Annotated in this window: 19 protein-coding genes; 11 read left to right on the top strand and 8 right to left on the bottom strand. The window is 68.1% G+C overall.

What is annotated here, in order from left to right:
• On the bottom strand, positions 1 to 593 hold a 593-nt coding region (locus tag DQP56_RS11925), incomplete at its 3' end, for a DUF7159 family protein (RefSeq protein ID WP_435673856.1).
• Positions 594 to 956: 363 nt separating this feature from the next.
• Here DQP56_RS11925 and DQP56_RS11920 point away from each other — a divergent pair.
• Positions 957 to 1,946, top strand: a complete 990-nt coding sequence (locus DQP56_RS11920; protein WP_165824996.1) for an esterase family protein — start codon at positions 957 to 959, stop codon at positions 1,944 to 1,946.
• A 103-nt stretch (positions 1,947 to 2,049) separates the two neighbouring features.
• Positions 2,050 to 2,517 (top strand): SRPBCC family protein, encoded by a 468-nt coding sequence (locus tag DQP56_RS11915; RefSeq protein WP_112685646.1) that lies wholly within the window; start codon positions 2,050 to 2,052, stop codon positions 2,515 to 2,517.
• 7 nt (positions 2,518 to 2,524) lie between these two features.
• On the opposite strand, the gene DQP56_RS11910 is transcribed toward DQP56_RS11915, so the two are convergent.
• A complete protein-coding gene (locus tag DQP56_RS11910; RefSeq protein WP_234825628.1) occupies positions 2,525 to 4,288 on the bottom strand; it encodes a CocE/NonD family hydrolase in 1,764 nt (587 codons plus the stop codon).
• A 304-nt stretch (positions 4,289 to 4,592) separates the two neighbouring features.
• Between DQP56_RS11910 and DQP56_RS11905 the strand changes: the two genes are divergently transcribed.
• Positions 4,593 to 5,042, top strand: a complete 450-nt coding sequence (locus DQP56_RS11905; protein ID WP_112685642.1) for a nuclear transport factor 2 family protein — start codon at positions 4,593 to 4,595, stop codon at positions 5,040 to 5,042.
• A 17-nt stretch (positions 5,043 to 5,059) separates the two neighbouring features.
• On the opposite strand, the gene DQP56_RS11900 is transcribed toward DQP56_RS11905, so the two are convergent.
• From DQP56_RS11900 to bfr, 3 genes are read right to left on the bottom strand one after another with little or no spacing between them, the layout of a single operon-like run.
• The gene (locus DQP56_RS11900; protein WP_112685640.1) at positions 5,060 to 5,554 is read right to left on the bottom strand and encodes a carboxymuconolactone decarboxylase family protein; all 495 of its coding nucleotides are present in this window, start codon (positions 5,552 to 5,554) and stop codon (positions 5,060 to 5,062) included.
• Between the two features lie 11 nt (positions 5,555 to 5,565).
• Positions 5,566 to 7,626 carry an MDR family MFS transporter gene (locus tag DQP56_RS11895; RefSeq protein ID WP_112685638.1) on the bottom strand — a complete coding sequence of 687 codons (2,061 nt, stop codon included), beginning with the start codon at positions 7,624 to 7,626 and terminating at the stop codon, positions 5,566 to 5,568.
• 50 nt (positions 7,627 to 7,676) lie between these two features.
• Entirely contained in the window at positions 7,677 to 8,159 is a 483-nt protein-coding gene (bfr, locus tag DQP56_RS11890) for a bacterioferritin (protein ID WP_112685652.1), read from the bottom strand.
• A 224-nt stretch (positions 8,160 to 8,383) separates the two neighbouring features.
• On the opposite strand from bfr, the gene DQP56_RS11885 reads away from it, so the two are divergent.
• Together DQP56_RS11885 and DQP56_RS11880 are read left to right on the top strand one after the other, a co-directional pair.
• A complete protein-coding gene (locus DQP56_RS11885) occupies positions 8,384 to 9,079 on the top strand; it encodes a fatty-acid--CoA ligase (protein ID WP_234825627.1) in 696 nt (231 codons plus the stop codon).
• A gap of 10 nt (positions 9,080 to 9,089) precedes the next feature.
• Positions 9,090 to 9,326 (top strand): (2Fe-2S)-binding protein, encoded by a 237-nt coding sequence (locus tag DQP56_RS11880; protein ID WP_112685634.1) that lies wholly within the window; start codon positions 9,090 to 9,092, stop codon positions 9,324 to 9,326.
• Between the two features lie 10 nt (positions 9,327 to 9,336).
• Here the strand turns inward: DQP56_RS11880 and DQP56_RS11875 are convergent, their stop codons facing one another.
• Positions 9,337 to 10,272, bottom strand: coding sequence for a hydrogen peroxide-inducible genes activator (locus DQP56_RS11875; RefSeq protein ID WP_013828896.1), 936 nt, complete (start codon positions 10,270 to 10,272; stop codon positions 9,337 to 9,339).
• 115 nt (positions 10,273 to 10,387) lie between these two features.
• Between DQP56_RS11875 and DQP56_RS11870 the strand changes: the two genes are divergently transcribed.
• From DQP56_RS11870 to DQP56_RS24715, 3 genes are read left to right on the top strand one after another with little or no spacing between them, the layout of a single operon-like run.
• A complete protein-coding gene (locus tag DQP56_RS11870; protein ID WP_013828895.1) occupies positions 10,388 to 10,975 on the top strand; it encodes a peroxiredoxin in 588 nt (195 codons plus the stop codon).
• A 48-nt stretch (positions 10,976 to 11,023) separates the two neighbouring features.
• On the top strand, positions 11,024 to 11,563 hold the full coding sequence (gene ahpD / locus DQP56_RS11865) for an alkylhydroperoxidase, AhpD family (RefSeq protein ID WP_112685632.1): 540 nt from the start codon (positions 11,024 to 11,026) through the stop codon (positions 11,561 to 11,563).
• A 58-nt stretch (positions 11,564 to 11,621) separates the two neighbouring features.
• Complete coding sequence (locus DQP56_RS24715; RefSeq protein WP_165824993.1) at positions 11,622 to 11,822, top strand: hypothetical protein; 201 nt, start codon at positions 11,622 to 11,624, stop codon at positions 11,820 to 11,822.
• Here the strand turns inward: DQP56_RS24715 and DQP56_RS25255 are convergent.
• On the bottom strand, positions 11,805 to 11,990 hold the full coding sequence (locus DQP56_RS25255) for a hypothetical protein (RefSeq protein ID WP_234825626.1): 186 nt from the start codon (positions 11,988 to 11,990) through the stop codon (positions 11,805 to 11,807). The two genes, DQP56_RS24715 and DQP56_RS25255, sit on opposite strands and share 18 nt — an antisense overlap.
• A gap of 104 nt (positions 11,991 to 12,094) precedes the next feature.
• Between DQP56_RS25255 and DQP56_RS11855 the strand changes: the two genes are divergently transcribed.
• From DQP56_RS11855 to DQP56_RS11845, 3 genes are all read left to right on the top strand, one after another.
• Positions 12,095 to 13,339, top strand: coding sequence for an alpha-hydroxy acid oxidase (locus DQP56_RS11855; RefSeq protein ID WP_112685630.1), 1,245 nt, complete (start codon positions 12,095 to 12,097; stop codon positions 13,337 to 13,339).
• 50 nt (positions 13,340 to 13,389) lie between these two features.
• The gene (locus tag DQP56_RS11850; RefSeq protein ID WP_112685650.1) at positions 13,390 to 14,025 is read left to right on the top strand and encodes an endonuclease; all 636 of its coding nucleotides are present in this window, start codon (positions 13,390 to 13,392) and stop codon (positions 14,023 to 14,025) included.
• A gap of 63 nt (positions 14,026 to 14,088) precedes the next feature.
• The gene (locus tag DQP56_RS11845; RefSeq protein ID WP_112685628.1) at positions 14,089 to 15,321 is read left to right on the top strand and encodes an NAD(P)/FAD-dependent oxidoreductase; all 1,233 of its coding nucleotides are present in this window, start codon (positions 14,089 to 14,091) and stop codon (positions 15,319 to 15,321) included.
• A 15-nt stretch (positions 15,322 to 15,336) separates the two neighbouring features.
• On the opposite strand, the gene DQP56_RS11840 is transcribed toward DQP56_RS11845, so the two are convergent.
• Positions 15,337 to 16,818, bottom strand: coding sequence for an acetyl-CoA acetyltransferase (locus DQP56_RS11840; protein ID WP_112685626.1), 1,482 nt, complete (start codon positions 16,816 to 16,818; stop codon positions 15,337 to 15,339).
• Between the last annotated feature and the right edge of the window lie 15 nt (positions 16,819 to 16,833).

Below are 16,833 nucleotides of genomic sequence, written 5' to 3'. Positions count from 1 at the left end.
GACAGCTCGGACTCGAGCCGACGCCCGAGCCGGTCCATGCCGCGCCCGGAGCCGGTCACCGTCAGCAGGTCAGGCCGCCGGCCGCCCGACCCGAAGGCGTCGGCCAGCCACTTGACCACGTCACCGGTACCGCCGATCGGACAGCTGGTGACGATCGGACACTCGTCACCGGGGCCGTCGAACCGCACCAGCGTGGCCGATCCGGGTTCGATGACGCATACCGCGGTCAGTCCGCCAGCCGGTGCGAGACCGGTGGTCAGCGACGCCGCCGCCCGGCTGAATCGCACCGGCACCACGTTCTCGAAGCCCGCGTCAGCCAGCGACTCCAGCAGCAGCGCGGCCCCGACCGCTGCGTCATCGCTCCAGGTCACACCGACGCCGTGCAGCCGGTCACCGCGGCCGGCCAGCACGGTGCGAACTCTGGCAGCGACAGCCGTCGCCGACGCCGCCAGGCTCACCGCATCCAGCCCGGCAACACCGCGGGTGACACCGAACTCGTCACCGGAAAGCGTCGGGCAGTGGTCGGCCCGGCCGTCTGCCATGACCCAGCCGATCGTCGTCGGCGTCATCGCCAGCCCCAGTACCGTGTCCAAAATCGCGCACCCCAATCGTCCTGATCTGCGATGTCACCGCGTCGGCGGAGAGCCTGCGCCTCGCCCGGGGTAGGGCTCGGCGGGCACCGGAACGGACCGGCACAGCCCAGGACAGTGTGGTTTTGTCGGCTTACCGGAGGCGAGCCTACGCGTGTCGCGCCATTGTGCCTAACCGGGTCCCGGCCCGAAATCGGGTATGCTATGTCGCTAGTCGGGTCCCGGAGCGGCCGCCGAGTAGCCAGCAGCGGCCGTTGTTGCATGTGAGGGCCGGCACACGAGTGGTGGCGTGCTTTGCGTCGCGATCGACAGATTAGCTACTTTGAGAACATTTCGAGAGCCTTCCGCAGACGACAAGGGGCAGGAATGACAGACGTGACCAAGGGGATGCGCTGGGTGCGCCGATTAATGGTCGGCGCGGTGGCCGCAGCAGCGCTGCCCGGGCTGATCGGCCTGACGGGCAATGAGGCGACCGCATCGGCGTTCTCCCGGCCGGGTCTGCCGGTCGAGTACCTGCAGGTGCCTTCGGCGGGTATGGGCCGGGACATCAAGGTCCAGTTCCAGAGCGGCGGTTCCGGTTCCCCGGGCCTGTATCTGCTCGACGGCATGCGCGCGCAGGACGACTACAACGGCTGGGACATCAACACCCCGGCGTTCGAGTGGTACTACCAGTCGGGCATCTCGGTGATCATGCCCGTCGGAGGCCAGTCCAGCTTCTACAGCGACTGGTACAAGCCGGCCTGCGGCAAGGCGGGCTGCTCCACCTACAAGTGGGAGACCTTCATCGCCAACGAACTGCCGGCCTACCTGGCGTCCGAATACGGCGTGAGCCAGAGCCGCAACGCTGCGGTGGGTCTGTCGATGGCCGGTTCCTCGGCGATGAACTTTGCGATCTACCACCCGAACGTGTTCACCTACGCGGGTTCGCTGTCGGGCTACGTCAACCCCTCTGACGGCAAGAGCTGGATCGGCCTGGCCATGGGTGACGCCGGCGGCTACAAGAAGGAAGACATGTGGGGCCCCGACGACGACCCGGCGTGGGTGCGCAACGACCCGACCCTCAACGTCGGCAAGCTGGTTGCCAACAACACCCGGCTGTGGGTCTACTGCGGTAACGGTCGCCCCAATGAGCTGGGCGGCGACAACATCCCCGCCACCTTCCTCGAAGGCAACTTCATGATCGGCCAGAACAAGAAGTTCCAGGAGGCCTACACCGCGGCCGGTGGCAGCAACGCCGTGTTCAACTTCCCGGACTACGGCACCCACAGCTGGGAGTACTGGGGTGCTCAGCTGCAGGCGATGAAGCCGGACCTGCAGAGCCACCTGGGCGCCAGCGCCGGTGGCGGCGAAGGCTAAACGCTCAATCCGACCACTGAGCCCCATCCGATTCCGGATGGGGCTCAGTGCTTTGTCGCGCGTTGTCGCCAGAGGCTTACCCCGCTGCCGTGAACATGATTGGATGGCGGTCATGCAGGGTTCCGCGACAGTTCACATGGCAGCCCCGGCCGAGCGGATCTGGGATCTGGTGGCCGACGTCCGCAACATCGGGCGGTTCTCGCCCGAGACTTTCGAGGCCGAATGGCTCGACGGCGCCACCGGTCCGGCAGTGGGCGCCCGGTTCCGTGGCCACGTCCGGCGCAACGGAATCGGGCCGGTGTACTGGACGACTTGCCGGGTCACCGAGTGCGAGCCGAATCGCGTGTTCGGCTTCGAAGTGCTCGCTGGTGACCGAGCCGTGAACCGGTGGCGCTACGAGCTGGCTCCGACCGCGGACGGCACCGACGTCACCGAGTCGTTCCGGCTGGCCGACTCCTTTCTGACCACTGTGTACTACTACCTGTTCGGTGGATTTCTGCGGCAGCGCAACAACATCCGCGACATGCGGCGCACCCTGGAGCGCGTCCGCGACGTGGCGGAGCAGCAGTAGCTGAAGGCTAGGCCAGCGCGTCGGGATCGGCCAGCGGCAACAGCAAGAACGACGGGGTGGGACCGCCCTGATGCAACCGGTAGGTGCCACCGGCCAATGCTCGACGCGCGGGCGCGGTCGGCACCAGGTGCGGGAAATCGTAGCTGGTCACCGTCAGCCGCAGTCGATGTCCCGGCGCGATCATCGCGGCGGTCGGAAATATCTCGACGTCGTAGCCGGTCAACTCCCCCGGTTCCACGGGCCGCACCGCCGATCGGGTGCTGACGTGATGCGGGCGCAGCACCGTGCCGTCCGGCAGGTACCAGGTGCGGTCGGGGTCGAGTGCGCGGTGCGACCCGAGCAGCGCCCCCTGCGTCAGGGGGCGACTGACCCCCTCCGGGGCGACGTCGTCGAGGTGGGCGACCCACAAGGTCTCGGTGGTGTCGGCTGTCGCCTCCACGCGCAGCGTGATCGGTCCGGCGATCAGCGTCGGCGCACCGAACGGCTCGGTGGTGTAGGTCAACGCACCTCGTTGCAGACGCCGGTTGTCCTGGTCGTGACGGGTGCGGCCACCGACCTGGGTGGTGACGAAACTGTTGAGCCCCAACGACCACTGTTCCAGGCTGCGCCCCGACATCGGGCCGCGCGAGCGGTAGGACAGCACGGCCACGCTCTGTTCGGCCGGGGCCTCGGCAGCCAACCGGCCCTCGGGGGCCAGATACATCCGGGTCGGAGTCGCTTCGGGGAGCGGGTACTCGCGGCTGTGGTACCAGCGGCGGTCACCGATCGCCTGGAAGGTGAACGGGGGACTCGAGATCGCGGCGTCCGCATCGTCTTTGAGCCAGTGGTCGAACCAGCGCAATTGCAGATTCTGCAGATGCAGGCCGTCGAAGTCCGAGACGTGGTACCAGGGGCCCATCATCAGCCGGATCCGGTCGGTCACCGGTTGCCCGGGCTGCATCGGGGCGGTCGCCGGGCGGCCCACACTGGCGTTCTGTAGGCCGGCATAGTTCAGCGGCGCTCCGCGCTGGAAGGCGTCGTGCCAGCCGCCCACCAGGAAGACGGCGACGTTGTTGGCGGCGATCGCGGCCAGCACCCGGTCGGGTCGCATGCCATCCCACAACGGCCCGTCGTAGGCGGCGTCACCGCCGGCGCGCACTTCGGCGGTCAGCGGCCCGAAGTAGCTGCGCTGGTCTCTGCCGCGCTGGCGCACGGCCGCGAGCCCACCGGAGCGGGGCCGCTCATGTCCACCCGGGGTGAAGAACTCCAACGTCGGGTTGACGAGATTGAGCAGCGAATACACCGCTCCGTAGCCGCGCACCGCAGGCAGGTGAGGCGTTCCGCCCATTGCGGCGACATCCCGGTAAAAGTCGTTGGCGGCCATCACCGGGAAGATCGCCTTCAGCGGCGAGTCCGGGCCGACCGCGGCCGCGGTGAACAGTTGATTGATCGCCAGGTAGGAGATGCCGAACATACCGACCCGGCCGTTGGCGTTGGGCAACGTCGACGCCCAGGAGAGCAACTCCGCGCCGTCGCGGGCCTGCTCGGCGCTCAACATCTCGAACGATCCACCGGATGCCCCGGTGCCCCGGACGTCGACCATCACCTCGATGTAGCCGCGCCGGATCAGGTGCGGGGTGGGGCCGCCGCCGATCTGCGCGGCCGGTGGTGGGGCCAGCTTGCCGTAGGGGGTCATCGCCAGCAGGACCGGAAACGGCCCCGTCGCGGCCTTTCCGGTCTCGCGCACGGTGGGGTAATGGATGTCGGCGCGCAGCACGACACCGTCGCTCATCTCCACCGCGACGTTGCGCCGTACACCGACGCCGTACTGTGCCGGTGGTGCGGTCCACTCCGGGGTCAGTGGCGATGCGCTGGTCTTGCGGGGACGCGCGAGCAGTGACTTCCGCAACGCGACCGCGGCGGCCCCCGTCCCAGCTACTGCCGCCAGCACCAGTTTGACGTTGCGCGCCGTCCGCGGTTCAGGCATGCCCACCTCCCGCCCCAGACTTTAAAGGTGCATCGGTGCCGCTCGGACACCTGACCGGTGCCCGCGTATATTCCGGCGTGTGAGTCGTACGCCGGAACACGCAGTCGGCATGGCGCCTGACGTCAAGCAGATCGTCACCGGGATGTGGCAGGCCCTGTCGCGTCGCGACTGGGATGCGGTGAAAGCCGTTCTGGCGCAAGACTGCATCTATGTCGACATGCCGGTGGGCCCGGCCGCGGCCGCCCGCGGCCCACACGACATCATCAAGCGCCTCAAGGTCGGTCTTCAGCCGCTGGCCGGATACGTCAACCACCCGGGGTTGTTGGTCGCCGAGGGCCCCGACGTCGTCTACGAGCACTCCGAGACCTGGACCTGGGCCACCGGCGAAACCGCACTGTTGCGCTTCGTCACCGTGCACAAGGTGGTCGACGGCAAGATCACGCTGTGGAAGGACTACTGGGACCTGGCCGGCCTGACCGCCCACGCCCCACCGACCTGGCTGGCGGATCTGGCCGAGGCCGACATGTCGTGGGTGTTCGACGCCACCGGGCTGATCTGAGGGTCACCGCTGCGTTGTCATGCCCGGCTCGGCAGCGTGAACGCGCAAGCCTGACCGATGTCCATGGTGCGCAGGAATCGGCCCATGCCCAACCACAGCGCGCACGACAGCGCGAGGTCGGCGAGCAGTTCGTCGCTGAAGTGCTCGGCGCACCGCGACCAGAAGTCCTCGTCGTCCCGCAGCCCGGTGTGGTCGGTGGCGAAGCGGTGGGCGAATTCGGCGGCGAGCCGTTCGGCGTCGCTGTAGCCGGGCCAGGTGCGCCATTCCGACACATGCTCGTAAAGATCCTCGCTCACGCCGGCCGCCGGACCGTCGGCGTCGCGGGTGTTGACGCACACCGCGCACTCGTTGTCGAAGGCGATCACCATCCGGGCCAGCTCCCGGGTGCGCATCGGCAGCCGGCCGTTGTTATAGACCGCGGTGCTGAATCCACCGATGCCCGCGGCGAGTTCGGGCGACTTGGTCATCCAGGCCATCAGGTCATCTGGGGGGAAATCTCCGATTCGGCTCATACCCGCCGATGCTAATCGGCTTTGCCATCACCATGGGCCGTGCCGGCGAACTCTGCCTCGCTTGCCGACCAATTCCGGTCGACGAGTGTGCGGTGGGCGATCCGCTGCAGCGCGGCTTCGATCTCGCCGCGCTCCGGGCGGCCCTCGAAGCCGGGCGAGCGGGACAGCCTGTCGCTCAGCCAGTCCTCGATCAGCGAAGTCACGAACCGCACCTGCTGCAGTCCGGCCCGGGTGAGTCCCAGGTGGTCGCCGTCGCGCAGCGCATAACCCTGAGCGACCAGGCGGTCGACGGTGGGTTCGAGGATCTCGTAGGGCACCCGCAGGTTCTTGCCGATGTCGCTGAGCCGCGCGGTGCGGAACACCTGGGTGTAGCGGTAGATGCGCAGCACCGTCCACAACCCGGCCACGTCGAGCTCGCAGTCCGGTCGCATCGCGATGCTACGCAGTCGCACACCGGGTTCGTTGCGCAGCAACCGGCCGATCGCGGTCTCCAGCAGTTCGTCCGAGGATGCGGTGGTAGGCATGCCGAACCCGTCGCCGAGGTCGACCGCACTGTCATGCAACTCCTTGAGCGGGACCTCCCGCAGGTACAGCGCCAGCACGAACCCGAGCAGCGCGACCGGGGCAGCCCAGAAGAAGACCTGGCCCAGCGACTCGGCGTAGGCCTGCACGATCGGCGCCGCCTGCTGCGGCGGCAGTCGGTGCAGCGCTTCGGGGGAACCGGCCGCATCGGCCGTCAACCCGGCGGCGCTGAGCGCCGGACCCAGTCGGCGGTCCAGGAAGTTGACGAACAGCGACCCGAACACCGCAGCGCCGAAGGAGCTGCCGATGGTCCGGAAGAAGGTGACCCCGGAGGTGGCCACGCCGAGATCGGCGAAGCTCGAGGTGTTCTGCACGACCAGCACCAGGACCTGCATCGACAGGCCGATGCCGGCACCCAGCAGCAGCAGGTAGGCCGACTGCAGCCACGCCGGTGTAGCGGCGTCCATCTGCGACATCAGTGCGAACGCGATCGTCATCAGGGCCGTGCCGACCACCGGGAAGATCTTGTAGCGGCCGGTTCGGCCGACCAGGGTGCCGCTGCCGGTGGAGGTCACGAGCATGCCCACCACCATCGGCAGCGTGCGCAGCCCGGAGCTGATCGCCGAGACACCGTCGACGTACTGCATGAAGGTCGGCAGGAAGGTCAGCGCGCCCAGCATCGCGAAGCCGACCACGAACGCCAGCACACAGCACACCGCGAACACCGGGTCGGCGAAGAGCCGGGTCGGCAGGATGGGAGCCGCGACCCGGCTTTCCACCCGGGCGAACAACGCCAGCGCCGCCACGGACGCGGCGAACAGCCCGATGATCGTCACCGAGCCCCAGCCGTAGCGGGTGCCGCCCCAACTGGTCGCCAGCGTCAATCCGGTTGCGCCCAACCCGATCAGCACGATCCCGGCGTAGTCGATCACCGGCTTTGCCCGGTCGGCCAGCGCCGGGATCGCCGCGCCGGCCACCACCATCACGACCACCGAGATCGGCACGTTGATCCAGAACGCCCACCGCCAGGTCAGGTAGTCGGTGAAATACCCGCCCAGCAGCGGGCCGATCACGGTCGTGACGCCGAAGACCGCGCCCAGCATGCCCTGGTAGCGGCCCCGGTCGCGCAGCGGGATGACCTCACCGATCAGCGCGGTCGCGGTGACCGTGACGCCACCGCCCCCGACACCCTGCAACGCGCGGGCGCCGACCAGCATCACCATCGAGGTGGACAGCCCGCACAGCACCGAGCCGAGCACGAAGCACACCACCGCGCTCTGGAAGACCAGCTTGCGCCCGAACAGGTCGCCGAGTTTGCCCGCCAGGACCGTCGCGAAAGTCGACGTCAGCAGGTAACTGGTGACCACCCAGGACTGGTGGCCGGCGTTGCCCAGGTCCGACACGATCGTCGGCAAAGCCGTAGCGACGATGGTCTGATCGAGCGCGGCCATCAGCATGCCGAAGACGATCGCCAAGAAGATCAGGTTGCGACGCTGCGGGCTGACCGGCGCAGGCCGCATGTCAACCGCAACCGGCGCCGAACTGCTCATACCGGTGGCGGATACCCGCTACCGGCTACCCGCATCGACCGGGGGCGTCGTCACGTGGTCGGCGGGCGGGAGACGCACTGTGCCGCGTACAGCGCCTCGCCCAGCTTGTCCATCAGCTCCAGTTGCGTTTCCAGATGGTCGATATGGGATTCCTCATCGACGAGGATGGCCTCGAGAATCTTGGCAGTCGTGCTGTCCTGCTTTTCGCGGCACATGACGATGCCCGGTCGCAGCCGGTTGAGCACATCGTTTTCCAGCGCCAGGTCGCTCTCGAACTGTTCGCGGATCGTCTGGCCGATGCGCAGCGAGCCGATGCGCTGATAGTTCGGCAGGCCGCCGAGCACCAGAATCCGGTCGGTGACCGTCTCGGCGTGGCGCATCTCCTCCATCGACTCTTCGCGGGTGTGGCCGGCCAGCTCGGTGAAGCCCCAGTTCTCCTGCATCTTCGCGTGCAGGAAGTACTGGTTGATCGCGGTGAGTTCACTGGTCAGCTGCTCGTTGAGCAGTTTGAGGACCTCCGGGTCGCCTTGCATGATCACTCCTCTGGGGTGAAGAACCTCGCATGCCGGCCGCGACGGGCGGGGTGACTCATCGCCGTAACGCGCCGAATCTCAATCTAGTGCAGGTCGGATGTGCCACGCGGGTGATTACCCGTGTCTCGGCGCGTCGAATCGGCGCATCGGCTCGGCCGTTCGGCGAAAGCGAGTCGCCGGCCACCCCTACGCGATGCGCTGAAGTTAGGTTAGACTCTACTAACATGAGACTCGCCACGCCAGGCCGCCGTGTCGGCAGTTCGGGCCATGGTGTGTCCCGGCGCGACGACCCGCATTCGCTGGTGCTGGCACTGGACTACCGGGTTGACGACGTCGACCGGACCTGGTCGCTGATCCGCGACGACCATGCGCCGCTTCGCAGCCTCGGCGCCCGCCACGCGGTGCTGTACACCTCGGCGTTTGAAACCGACCGGGTGCTGGTGACGATCGGCCTGCGCCACCGCGTGCCGGTCAAGGAGTTGCTGCGCTCCCCCGCCGTCTTCGAATGGTTCGACCGCTCCGGGGTCAACGACTTGCCGGCGATCTTCGCCGGCGAGGTCAAAGAGAAGATCAACCTGACCCAGCCCGGGCCGCAGCAACCCGGTTCAGAAGTGATCGTCGGGGTGGTGTCCACCGTGGCCCATCCCGCGGATCTGATGGCCAACGTGCACCGGGGACTGGATCGATTTGCCGGGGCCGGCGTGCGCAAGGTGTGGGTGTATCAGGCCGTCGACGACGGGAATGAGGTGATGACGCTGCTGGAGATCGACAGTGCGGCAAGCGCGCAACGCTGGATCGACCACCCGGACACCGCCGCGGAGTGGATGATCGGCTCCGGGGCCGCTGGGTACCCCCGGCCGTTTGTCGGAAAGCTCGCTGCCGCAATCGATCTGATGACGCCTGTGGACGACGGTCGGTAGGGGTATCGCCATGTATGTATGCCTTTGTGTCGGAGCCACCAACCAGATGGTGAGCGACGCCGTCGCGGCCGGTGCGTCGACGTCGAAAGAGGTTGCCGCAATGTGCGGGGCAGGCGGCGACTGCGGCAGGTGCCGGTGCACGGTCCGCGGCATCATCGAGGCCACGTTGGCAGCGACCCCCAGCGTCCCGGTCAACGGTTCGCTGCGGCACCTCGCCCTGGACATCACGCCGGTCGGTTCACACTGATCGACGGCTGTTACGCGACCAGCTCGACCTGGTGTTGCGCGGCGATGACGTCGCCGATGATCCCCGCCAGCCGCCGGTAGGAGTCCTCCCGCCCACTGGAGGTCCGAAACACCAGCCCGATGCGCCGGCCCGGTCGGGGCGCGGCGAAGTAGGCCAGCGCCAAGCCACTGCGCTCGGCTTCCACCGCGACCGCCGTCTGCGGGATCAACGTCACGCCCAGTCCCCCGGTCACGCACTGCACCGCAGTCCCCAGCGACGCCGCGCGAGTGTTGGCCAACTGGGCACGCACGCCGGCGTTTCGGCAGATGTCCAGCGCCTGATCCCGCAGGCAGTGTCCCTCGTCGAGCAGCAACAGCGGCAGGTCCGCCAGGGCTGCAGGCGCGACCCGTCGCTTGCCGGCCAGCGCATGTCCGGGCGGAAGCGCCAACACGAAATCCTCGTCATAGATCGGTATCTCGGTCATGCCGGTGGTCTCGGTCGGCAATGCCAGCAGCGCGGCGTCCACCGCGCCCTCCCGCAGCCCGGTGAGCAGTCGCACCGTCTGGTCCTCGATCACCCGCAGGTTCAGGCCGGGTAGTCGTTCCGAGATGCCGGCCAGCACGGCGGGCAGCACATAGGGCGCCACGGTCGGGATCATGCCCAGGCGCATGGTCCCCTGCAGCGGATCGGCGACCCCGGCCGCCGCCGCCGAGAACTGCGCCGCCGCGTCGAGCACGGCGTGGGCGTGCGGCAGCAGCTGCTCCCCTTCGGCGGTCAAAAAGACCCGCCGGGTGGACCGCTCAATCAACTGGATGCCCAGACCGGACTCCAGTGACGACAACGCCTGCGACAACGTCGACTGGCTCAGGCCCAGGCCGGCCGCCGCGAGGCTGAAGTGGTGCTTCTCGGCGACCGCGGCGAATGCCCGCAGTCCGGCCAGGGTCGGCTGATAGCTTATATCGGTCATACCGATAATTATAGTGCCAAGTATCACCTTTCATTTTTAATTCAGATAGGGCAACATGGAGTGTGCGGGCACTGAACTCGTCCGCGCCCCGAAATCTCACACCAAAAGGAGTGTCATGGCACTGCTGACCATCGGAGACCAGTTCCCGTCCTACCGGCTCACCGCGCTGATCCCGGGCGACCTGTCGAAGGTCGACGCGAAAGGGCCCGAGGACTTCTTCACCACCGTCACCAGCGACGACCACCCGGGCAAGTGGCGGATCGTATTCTTCTGGCCCAAGGACTTCACCTTCGTCTGCCCCACCGAGATCGCTGCCTTCGGCAAGCTGAACGACGACTTCGCCGACCGCGACGCGCAGGTGCTGGGCGTGTCGATCGACAACGAGTTCGTCCACTACAACTGGCGTCTCCAGCACGAGGACCTCAAGACGCTGCCGTTCCCGATGCTCTCCGACCTCAAGCGCGAGCTCGCCGAGGCCACCGGTGTGCTCAACGCCGACGGCGTCGCCGACCGGGCGACCTTCATCGTCGACCCCAACAACGAGATCCAGTTCGTCTCGGTGACCGCGGGTTCGGTGGGCCGCAACGTCGACGAGGTGCTACGGGTGCTCGACGCGCTGCAGTCCGATGAGCTGTGCGCGTGCAACTGGAAGAAGGGCGACCCGACGCTCAACGTGGGTGAACTGCTCAAAGAATCGATCTGACCGAGCCGACACGGTGCGACGCGCCGGCGATGAAAGGAATAGCGCCATATGAGCATTGAGAATCTCAAGAACGCGGTCCCGGAATTCGCCAAGGACCTCAAGCTCAACCTGAGTTCGATCGCTCGCACCACCGCTCTGAACGAGGAGCAGCTCTGGGGCACCCTGCTGGCCAGCGCCGCGGCGACACGCAACGCCACGGTGTTCGCCGAGATCAGCTCCGAAGCGGCCGACAACCTGTCGGCCGAGGCCTACCAGGCCGCTCTGGGTGCGGCGTCGATCATGGGCATGAACAACGTGTTCTACCGTGGCCGGCACTTCCTGGACGGCGCCTACGACGACCTGCGGCCCGGGTTGCGGATGAACATCATCGGCAACCCGGGGGTCGACAAGGCCACCTTCGAGCTGTGGAGCTTCGCGGTCTCGGCGATCAACGGCTGCCAGGCCTGCGTCGGCTCTCACGAGCAGGTCGTCCGCGATGCGGGCGTCGGCCGCGAGGCGGTGCTGGAGGCCCTCAAGGTCGCCTCGATCGTGGCGGGGGTGGCCCAGGCGATCTTCGCCGCCAACGCGCTACCGGCCGCCTCGTCCTAGATAGTCGCTATCGGCGCGCGCCGGGCAATGCCCGGCGCGCGCCGTAGACTCCGCTCTCATGGCAGGCAGCGATGCCGGCCGTGCGTATCTGGCTCCGATCACCGCCGTCGCACCCAAAGTGGTGGTCGACGGACCGGCACCGGAATTCGAAGAAGACTGGAAGGCGCTGTTTCGCGCTCGCTACCCGCGCCGCGGCGGCTCCGAGTCGGATCCGTCAAGGCGGTCCACGGTCGCCGGATCCTCAGCGCCACCGAAATAGCAGTCCAGCACCGGACGGAAGCCGCTGCGGTGTTCCCCGCACGGCGTCGACCAGCCACGCGCAGTCATGCAGCCGCCGGCCGAGCAGCTCGTGATCCCGGTAGGCGCGGGCTTCCGCAATCTTCAGTGGCTGCCGGTCATGCAGCTCGGCGATGACGGTGTCGTACACGTTTGCCTGGTTTTCGACGAAACGCTGCGGCCGGTACGGAGCCGCGTGACAACCAATCACTCCTACCCTGGGAAAACCCGGAGCCGATAGCAAAGGAGTCAGCAGTGGCGGCGATAGAGCGGCGATTCCCCAACTTCCACGACTTCGCGCCGCTGATCCGCTTCCGCCGGCCCAGGCTCAATCGCACCGCGCAGCGCCTGGATGCCGCGCTCACCGTCGAAGATCTGCGGCGCATCGCCCAGCGCCGCACCCCCAGGGCCGCCTTCGACTACACCGACGGCGCCGCCGAGGACGAGATCTCACTGGAACGGGCCCGACAGGCCTTCCGCGACATCGAATTTCACCCGGCGATTTTGCGCGACGTCACCGACGTCGACACCAGCCGCGACGTACTGGGCGCTTCGGTGGCGCTGCCGTTCGCGATCGCGCCGACCGGCTTCACCCGGCTGATGCACACCGCCGGTGAGCTGGCCGGCGCCCGAGCCGCCGAGGCCGCCGGGATCCCGTTCTCACTGTCGACGCTGGGCACGGCCTCCATCGAAGAGGTTGCCGCGGCCGCCCCCGGCGCCCGACGGTGGTTTCAGCTCTACATGTGGCGCGACCGCGAGCGGTCGATGGCGCTGCTGCGCCGCGCCGCCGACGCCGGCTACGACACCCTGCTGGCGACCGTCGACGCCCCGGTCCCGGGAGCGCGGCGGCGCGACACCCGCAACGGCATGAGCATCCCGCCGGCGCTGACACTGCGCGCCGTCGCCGATGCGATCGTGCACCCGGCCTGGTGGTTCGACCTCTTCACCACCGAACCGCTGTCCTTCGCGTCGCTGGACCGGTGGTCGGGCACCGTCGCGCAGTACATGGACAGCATGTTCGACCCGAGCATGACCTTCGACGATCTGGCCTGGGTCAGGTCGCAGTGGCCGGGCCGGTTCGTCGTCAAGGGCATCCAGACCCTCGCCGATGCCCGCGCCGTGGTCGATCTCGGCGCCGACGGCATCGTGTTGTCCAACCACGGCGGACGCCAACTCGACCGGGCGCCGGTGCCCTTTGCGCTGCTGCCCCACGTCGCGCGCGAGGTCGGTGCCGACACCGAGATCCTGCTGGACACCGGAATCATGTCCGGCGCCGACATCGTGGCGGCGGTGGCGCTGGGCGCCCGGTGTACCTTGATCGGCCGTGCCTACCTGTACGGGCTGATGGCCGGCGGTCAGGCCGGGGTGCAGCGCGTCATCGACATCCTCGCCGAACAGATCCGGCGCACCATGCGACTGCTGGGAGTCAGCGAGCTCGCCGAGCTGTCGCCGCAGCACGTGACGCAGCTGCGGCGGTGGGTGCCGCTCGACGGCGGCTGATCCGGGCGGTCCAACGTTTGTGGCGCGGCGCGAGCGGGTATACGCGGCCGGTGCATACCGACACGGAACTGGTGCGACGGCTACTGCGGCGGGTCGGAAAGACCTACGCGCAGGAGGCCGGTATCCGGTTGCGTAATCAGCCGATGCCGCTGTTTCAGCTGCTGACCCTGTGCATGCTTGCCAGCAAGCCGATTGACGCGGCCATCGCGGCCCGGGCGGCGCGTGAGCTGTTCAAGAGCGGCCTGCGCACACCACACAAAGTTCTTGAGGCCGATCGCCGCACCATGATCGACGCCATGGGCCGCGCCCACTACCGCCGCTATGACGAGAGTTCGGCCACTCGGTTGCTGCAGCTCGCCGAAGCCGTGCAGGAGAACTATCGCGGTGATCTGCGGCTGCTCGCGGAGCGCAGCGGGCGCAATGTCGACGCGGCCGTCGAGTTGCTCACGGAGTTCCAGGGTATCGGTGATACCGGTGCGAGCATCTTCCTGCGGGAGGTCCAAGACGTGTGGCCCTGGGCCCGGGCCAGCTTCGACGAGCGTGCGCTGGCCGCCGCGCGTGACCTCGGGTTACCCGGCGACGCAAGCGAACTCGGTGCGCTGTCGAAAGGCCGCAACGCCGAACTCGCGGCAGCGCTGGTGCGTTACTCCTCCGACGCCGATATCCGTGAGCGGCTGGCCGATTAGCCCGCTGCCCGGCCGAATCGCCGGTAAGGTAGCCGGTGAACGGCGCCTAGAGCGGAGGATCGCGTGTCGACATCAACAACCTTCGTGATCGTCGGCGCCGGCCTGGCCGGCGCCAAGGCCGTGGAAGCGCTGCGCGACAAGAACTTCGGCGGAACGCTCATTCTGCTCGGCGAAGAGCAGCATCTTCCCTACGAGCGCCCGCCACTGTCCAAGGAATTCCTGGCCGGCAAGAAGGCTCTCGGTGACTTCACCGTGAACCCACAGGACTGGTACCGCGAGCACGATGTCGACTTTCGCTCCGGCGCCCGCGTCGTGGGTGTGGACCGGGCCGGTCACACCGTCGAACTGGCCGACGGCACCAGCCTGAGCTACCAGAAGCTGCTGCTGGCCACGGGTTCGCGCTCCCGGCGGGTACCGATCCCGGGTGCCGACGCTCGCGGCGTGCACTATCTGCGCACGGTCGACGACGCCGCTGCGCTGGATTCCGCACTGGCCTCGGGCGCCCCGCTGGCAGTGGTGGGTGCCGGCTGGATCGGCATGGAGGTGGCCGCGGCGGCCCGCCAGCGCGGCGTCGACGTGACAGTGGTGGAGACGGCCACACTGCCGCTGCTGGCCAGCCTCGGCGCCGAGAACGGCGCGATCTTCGCCGCCCTGCACCGTGACCACGGCGTCGACCTGCGCCTGGGGTCGGCGGTTGCCGAGATCACCACGGCCGACGGCGCCGCCACCGGCCTGCGGTTGGCGGACGGCTCGCAGATCAGCGCGGGCGCGGTGCTGGTCGCCGTGGGCGCACAACCCAACATCGAGCTGGCCGAGCAGGCCGGCCTTGCCACCGGGGATGGCGGTGTCCTGGTGGACGCGAGCCTGTGCAGCAGCGATCCCGACATCTACGCGGTCGGTGATATCGCGGCGGCCCAGCATCCGTTGCTGGCAACCCGGATCCGCACCGAACACTGGGCGAACGCACTCAAACAACCGGCGGTCGCGGCGGCGGGAATGCTCGGTGATCCGGGCGAATACGCCGAGCTGCCTTACTTTTTCACCGACCAATACGATCTCGGCATGGAGTACGTCGGACATGCCCCCGGCTACTCCCGCGTGGTCTTCCGTGGCGACACCGACGCGCGCGAGTACACCAGCTTCTGGCTCGGCGACGACAACCGCGTGCTGGCCGGGATGAACGTCAACATCTGGGAAGGCCTCGATGACATCAAGGCCCTGGTCAGGTCGCAGGAACCCGTCGATCCCGACCGGCTGGCAGACCCGGCGGCGCCGCTGAGCGAGCTGTCGCGCTGAGCGGCGGCGGGTGCGCTACCGCAGCGTCGCGGTGCCGTCCACGTGCACGTCGACGGTCGCACCGGCGATGTCCTCGCGCACGCTCGCGTCGGCGGTGTCCCGATCGCGGCTCACCGCCATGGTTCGTGACCCGTCGGGTGTGCGGACCGCAAGGAAAATCTGCTGGGGCTTGCCGTCCCGGTCGAACGGCGTGGTCCACGACTCCACCGCGCCCGTCCCCTGCCACTGCGTGAGCTCCGGCCGGGTCGGGTGGGCGTCCACCGCGGATTGAACGTCCTGCCAGCGGAATCCGGATGCGGGCGGTTCGGTGCCGTACACCCCCATGCTGTGCTTGGTCAGGTAGCCGCCGTTGGCGGTGATCAGCCCGCGCCGGCCCGGGTTGGCGACCAGCAGTTCAGCCAGGGTGGCTATCGAATGCATCACGTAGTTGTTCCACGGCCCGCCGGCGAAGGTCAGCCCGCCGGTCACGGTCAGCGGCCGGGCCGGGTCATCGGTGGGCAGACCCAGCTCGGCCGCGGCGACCTGGACCGCCGACGGGAAGCACGAGTACAGGTCGACGTAATCGATATCGCCGATCTCACCGACGCCCGCCAGTTCCAGTGCGCACTTCCCCGCGATCCGGATCGCCGGTGAGCGGTGCAGTTCGTCGCGGGCACCGATCGCATAAGTGTCGTGGGCATCGGCACCGGCCTGGGGAAAGATCCAGCGCTCCGACGGGATCCGCAGTTCGGTGGCGCCCTGAACGGAGGTCAGTACCAGCGCCGCGGCCTGGTCGACCATGTTGTTGGAGTTCATCAACTTGGTGTAGGGCCAGCTGATCATCCGGTTCTTCTGCCCTGGCCGCCAGATTTCTTCGGCTCCAACGGGTTCGCGGATCCAAGCATGCGGGTTGGCCACGGCGACCGCGTTGAACCGCGCCCACAGCTCACCGATGCGCCGGCGGTGGCCGTCGATGGTCTCCCCGGCCGCGATGCGCAGTGCCTGCTCGAACAGCGGGTAGACGTAAGCGGGCCGGTCCAACCCGATGCGTTCCTCGGCGGCACCCGACAACGGCACGTCCTCGCCCTCACATTCGGCGAGTGGAACCTCCGCATCGTCCTGCCGGGTCCAGGCCAGCCTGCCGCCGGCGGCCCGCAGCCGGCTGCGGGTGCGCCACATCTCACCGCCGGCCAGCAGCACCACCCCGGCGCGGCCGTCCTGGATGTCCAGGCAGGCTCGATTCAACAGCGACTGTGGCACATTGCCACCCATCGGGCTGTAGCGTGTGGCGGGCCGGTCGGCGCCGATCCGCTGCGCAAGCAGCACACCCGGATCGCGGTAGCGCGCCGAGAGCAGGTTCACCACCCGGATCGAGTCGACGGCGCGCAGCACCCGATCGTCGGCGGCGTGGCGCGCCGCCGCGGCCATCAGATCGACGGGTTCGACGGGATCGTGGTCGTCGCGGTGGTTGATCTGGCCGTAGCCGATCAGCACCGGCGTCCGGGGGTCGACGGGCATGGGCGTAAGACTAAT

This window comes from Mycolicibacter senuensis (assembly GCF_003284925.1).
Taxonomy (GTDB): Bacteria; Actinomycetota; Actinomycetes; order Mycobacteriales; family Mycobacteriaceae; genus Mycobacterium; species Mycobacterium algericum_A.
The sequence above is the reverse complement of the archived record's forward strand: the minus strand, read 5'-3'. Positions and strand labels throughout refer to the sequence as shown.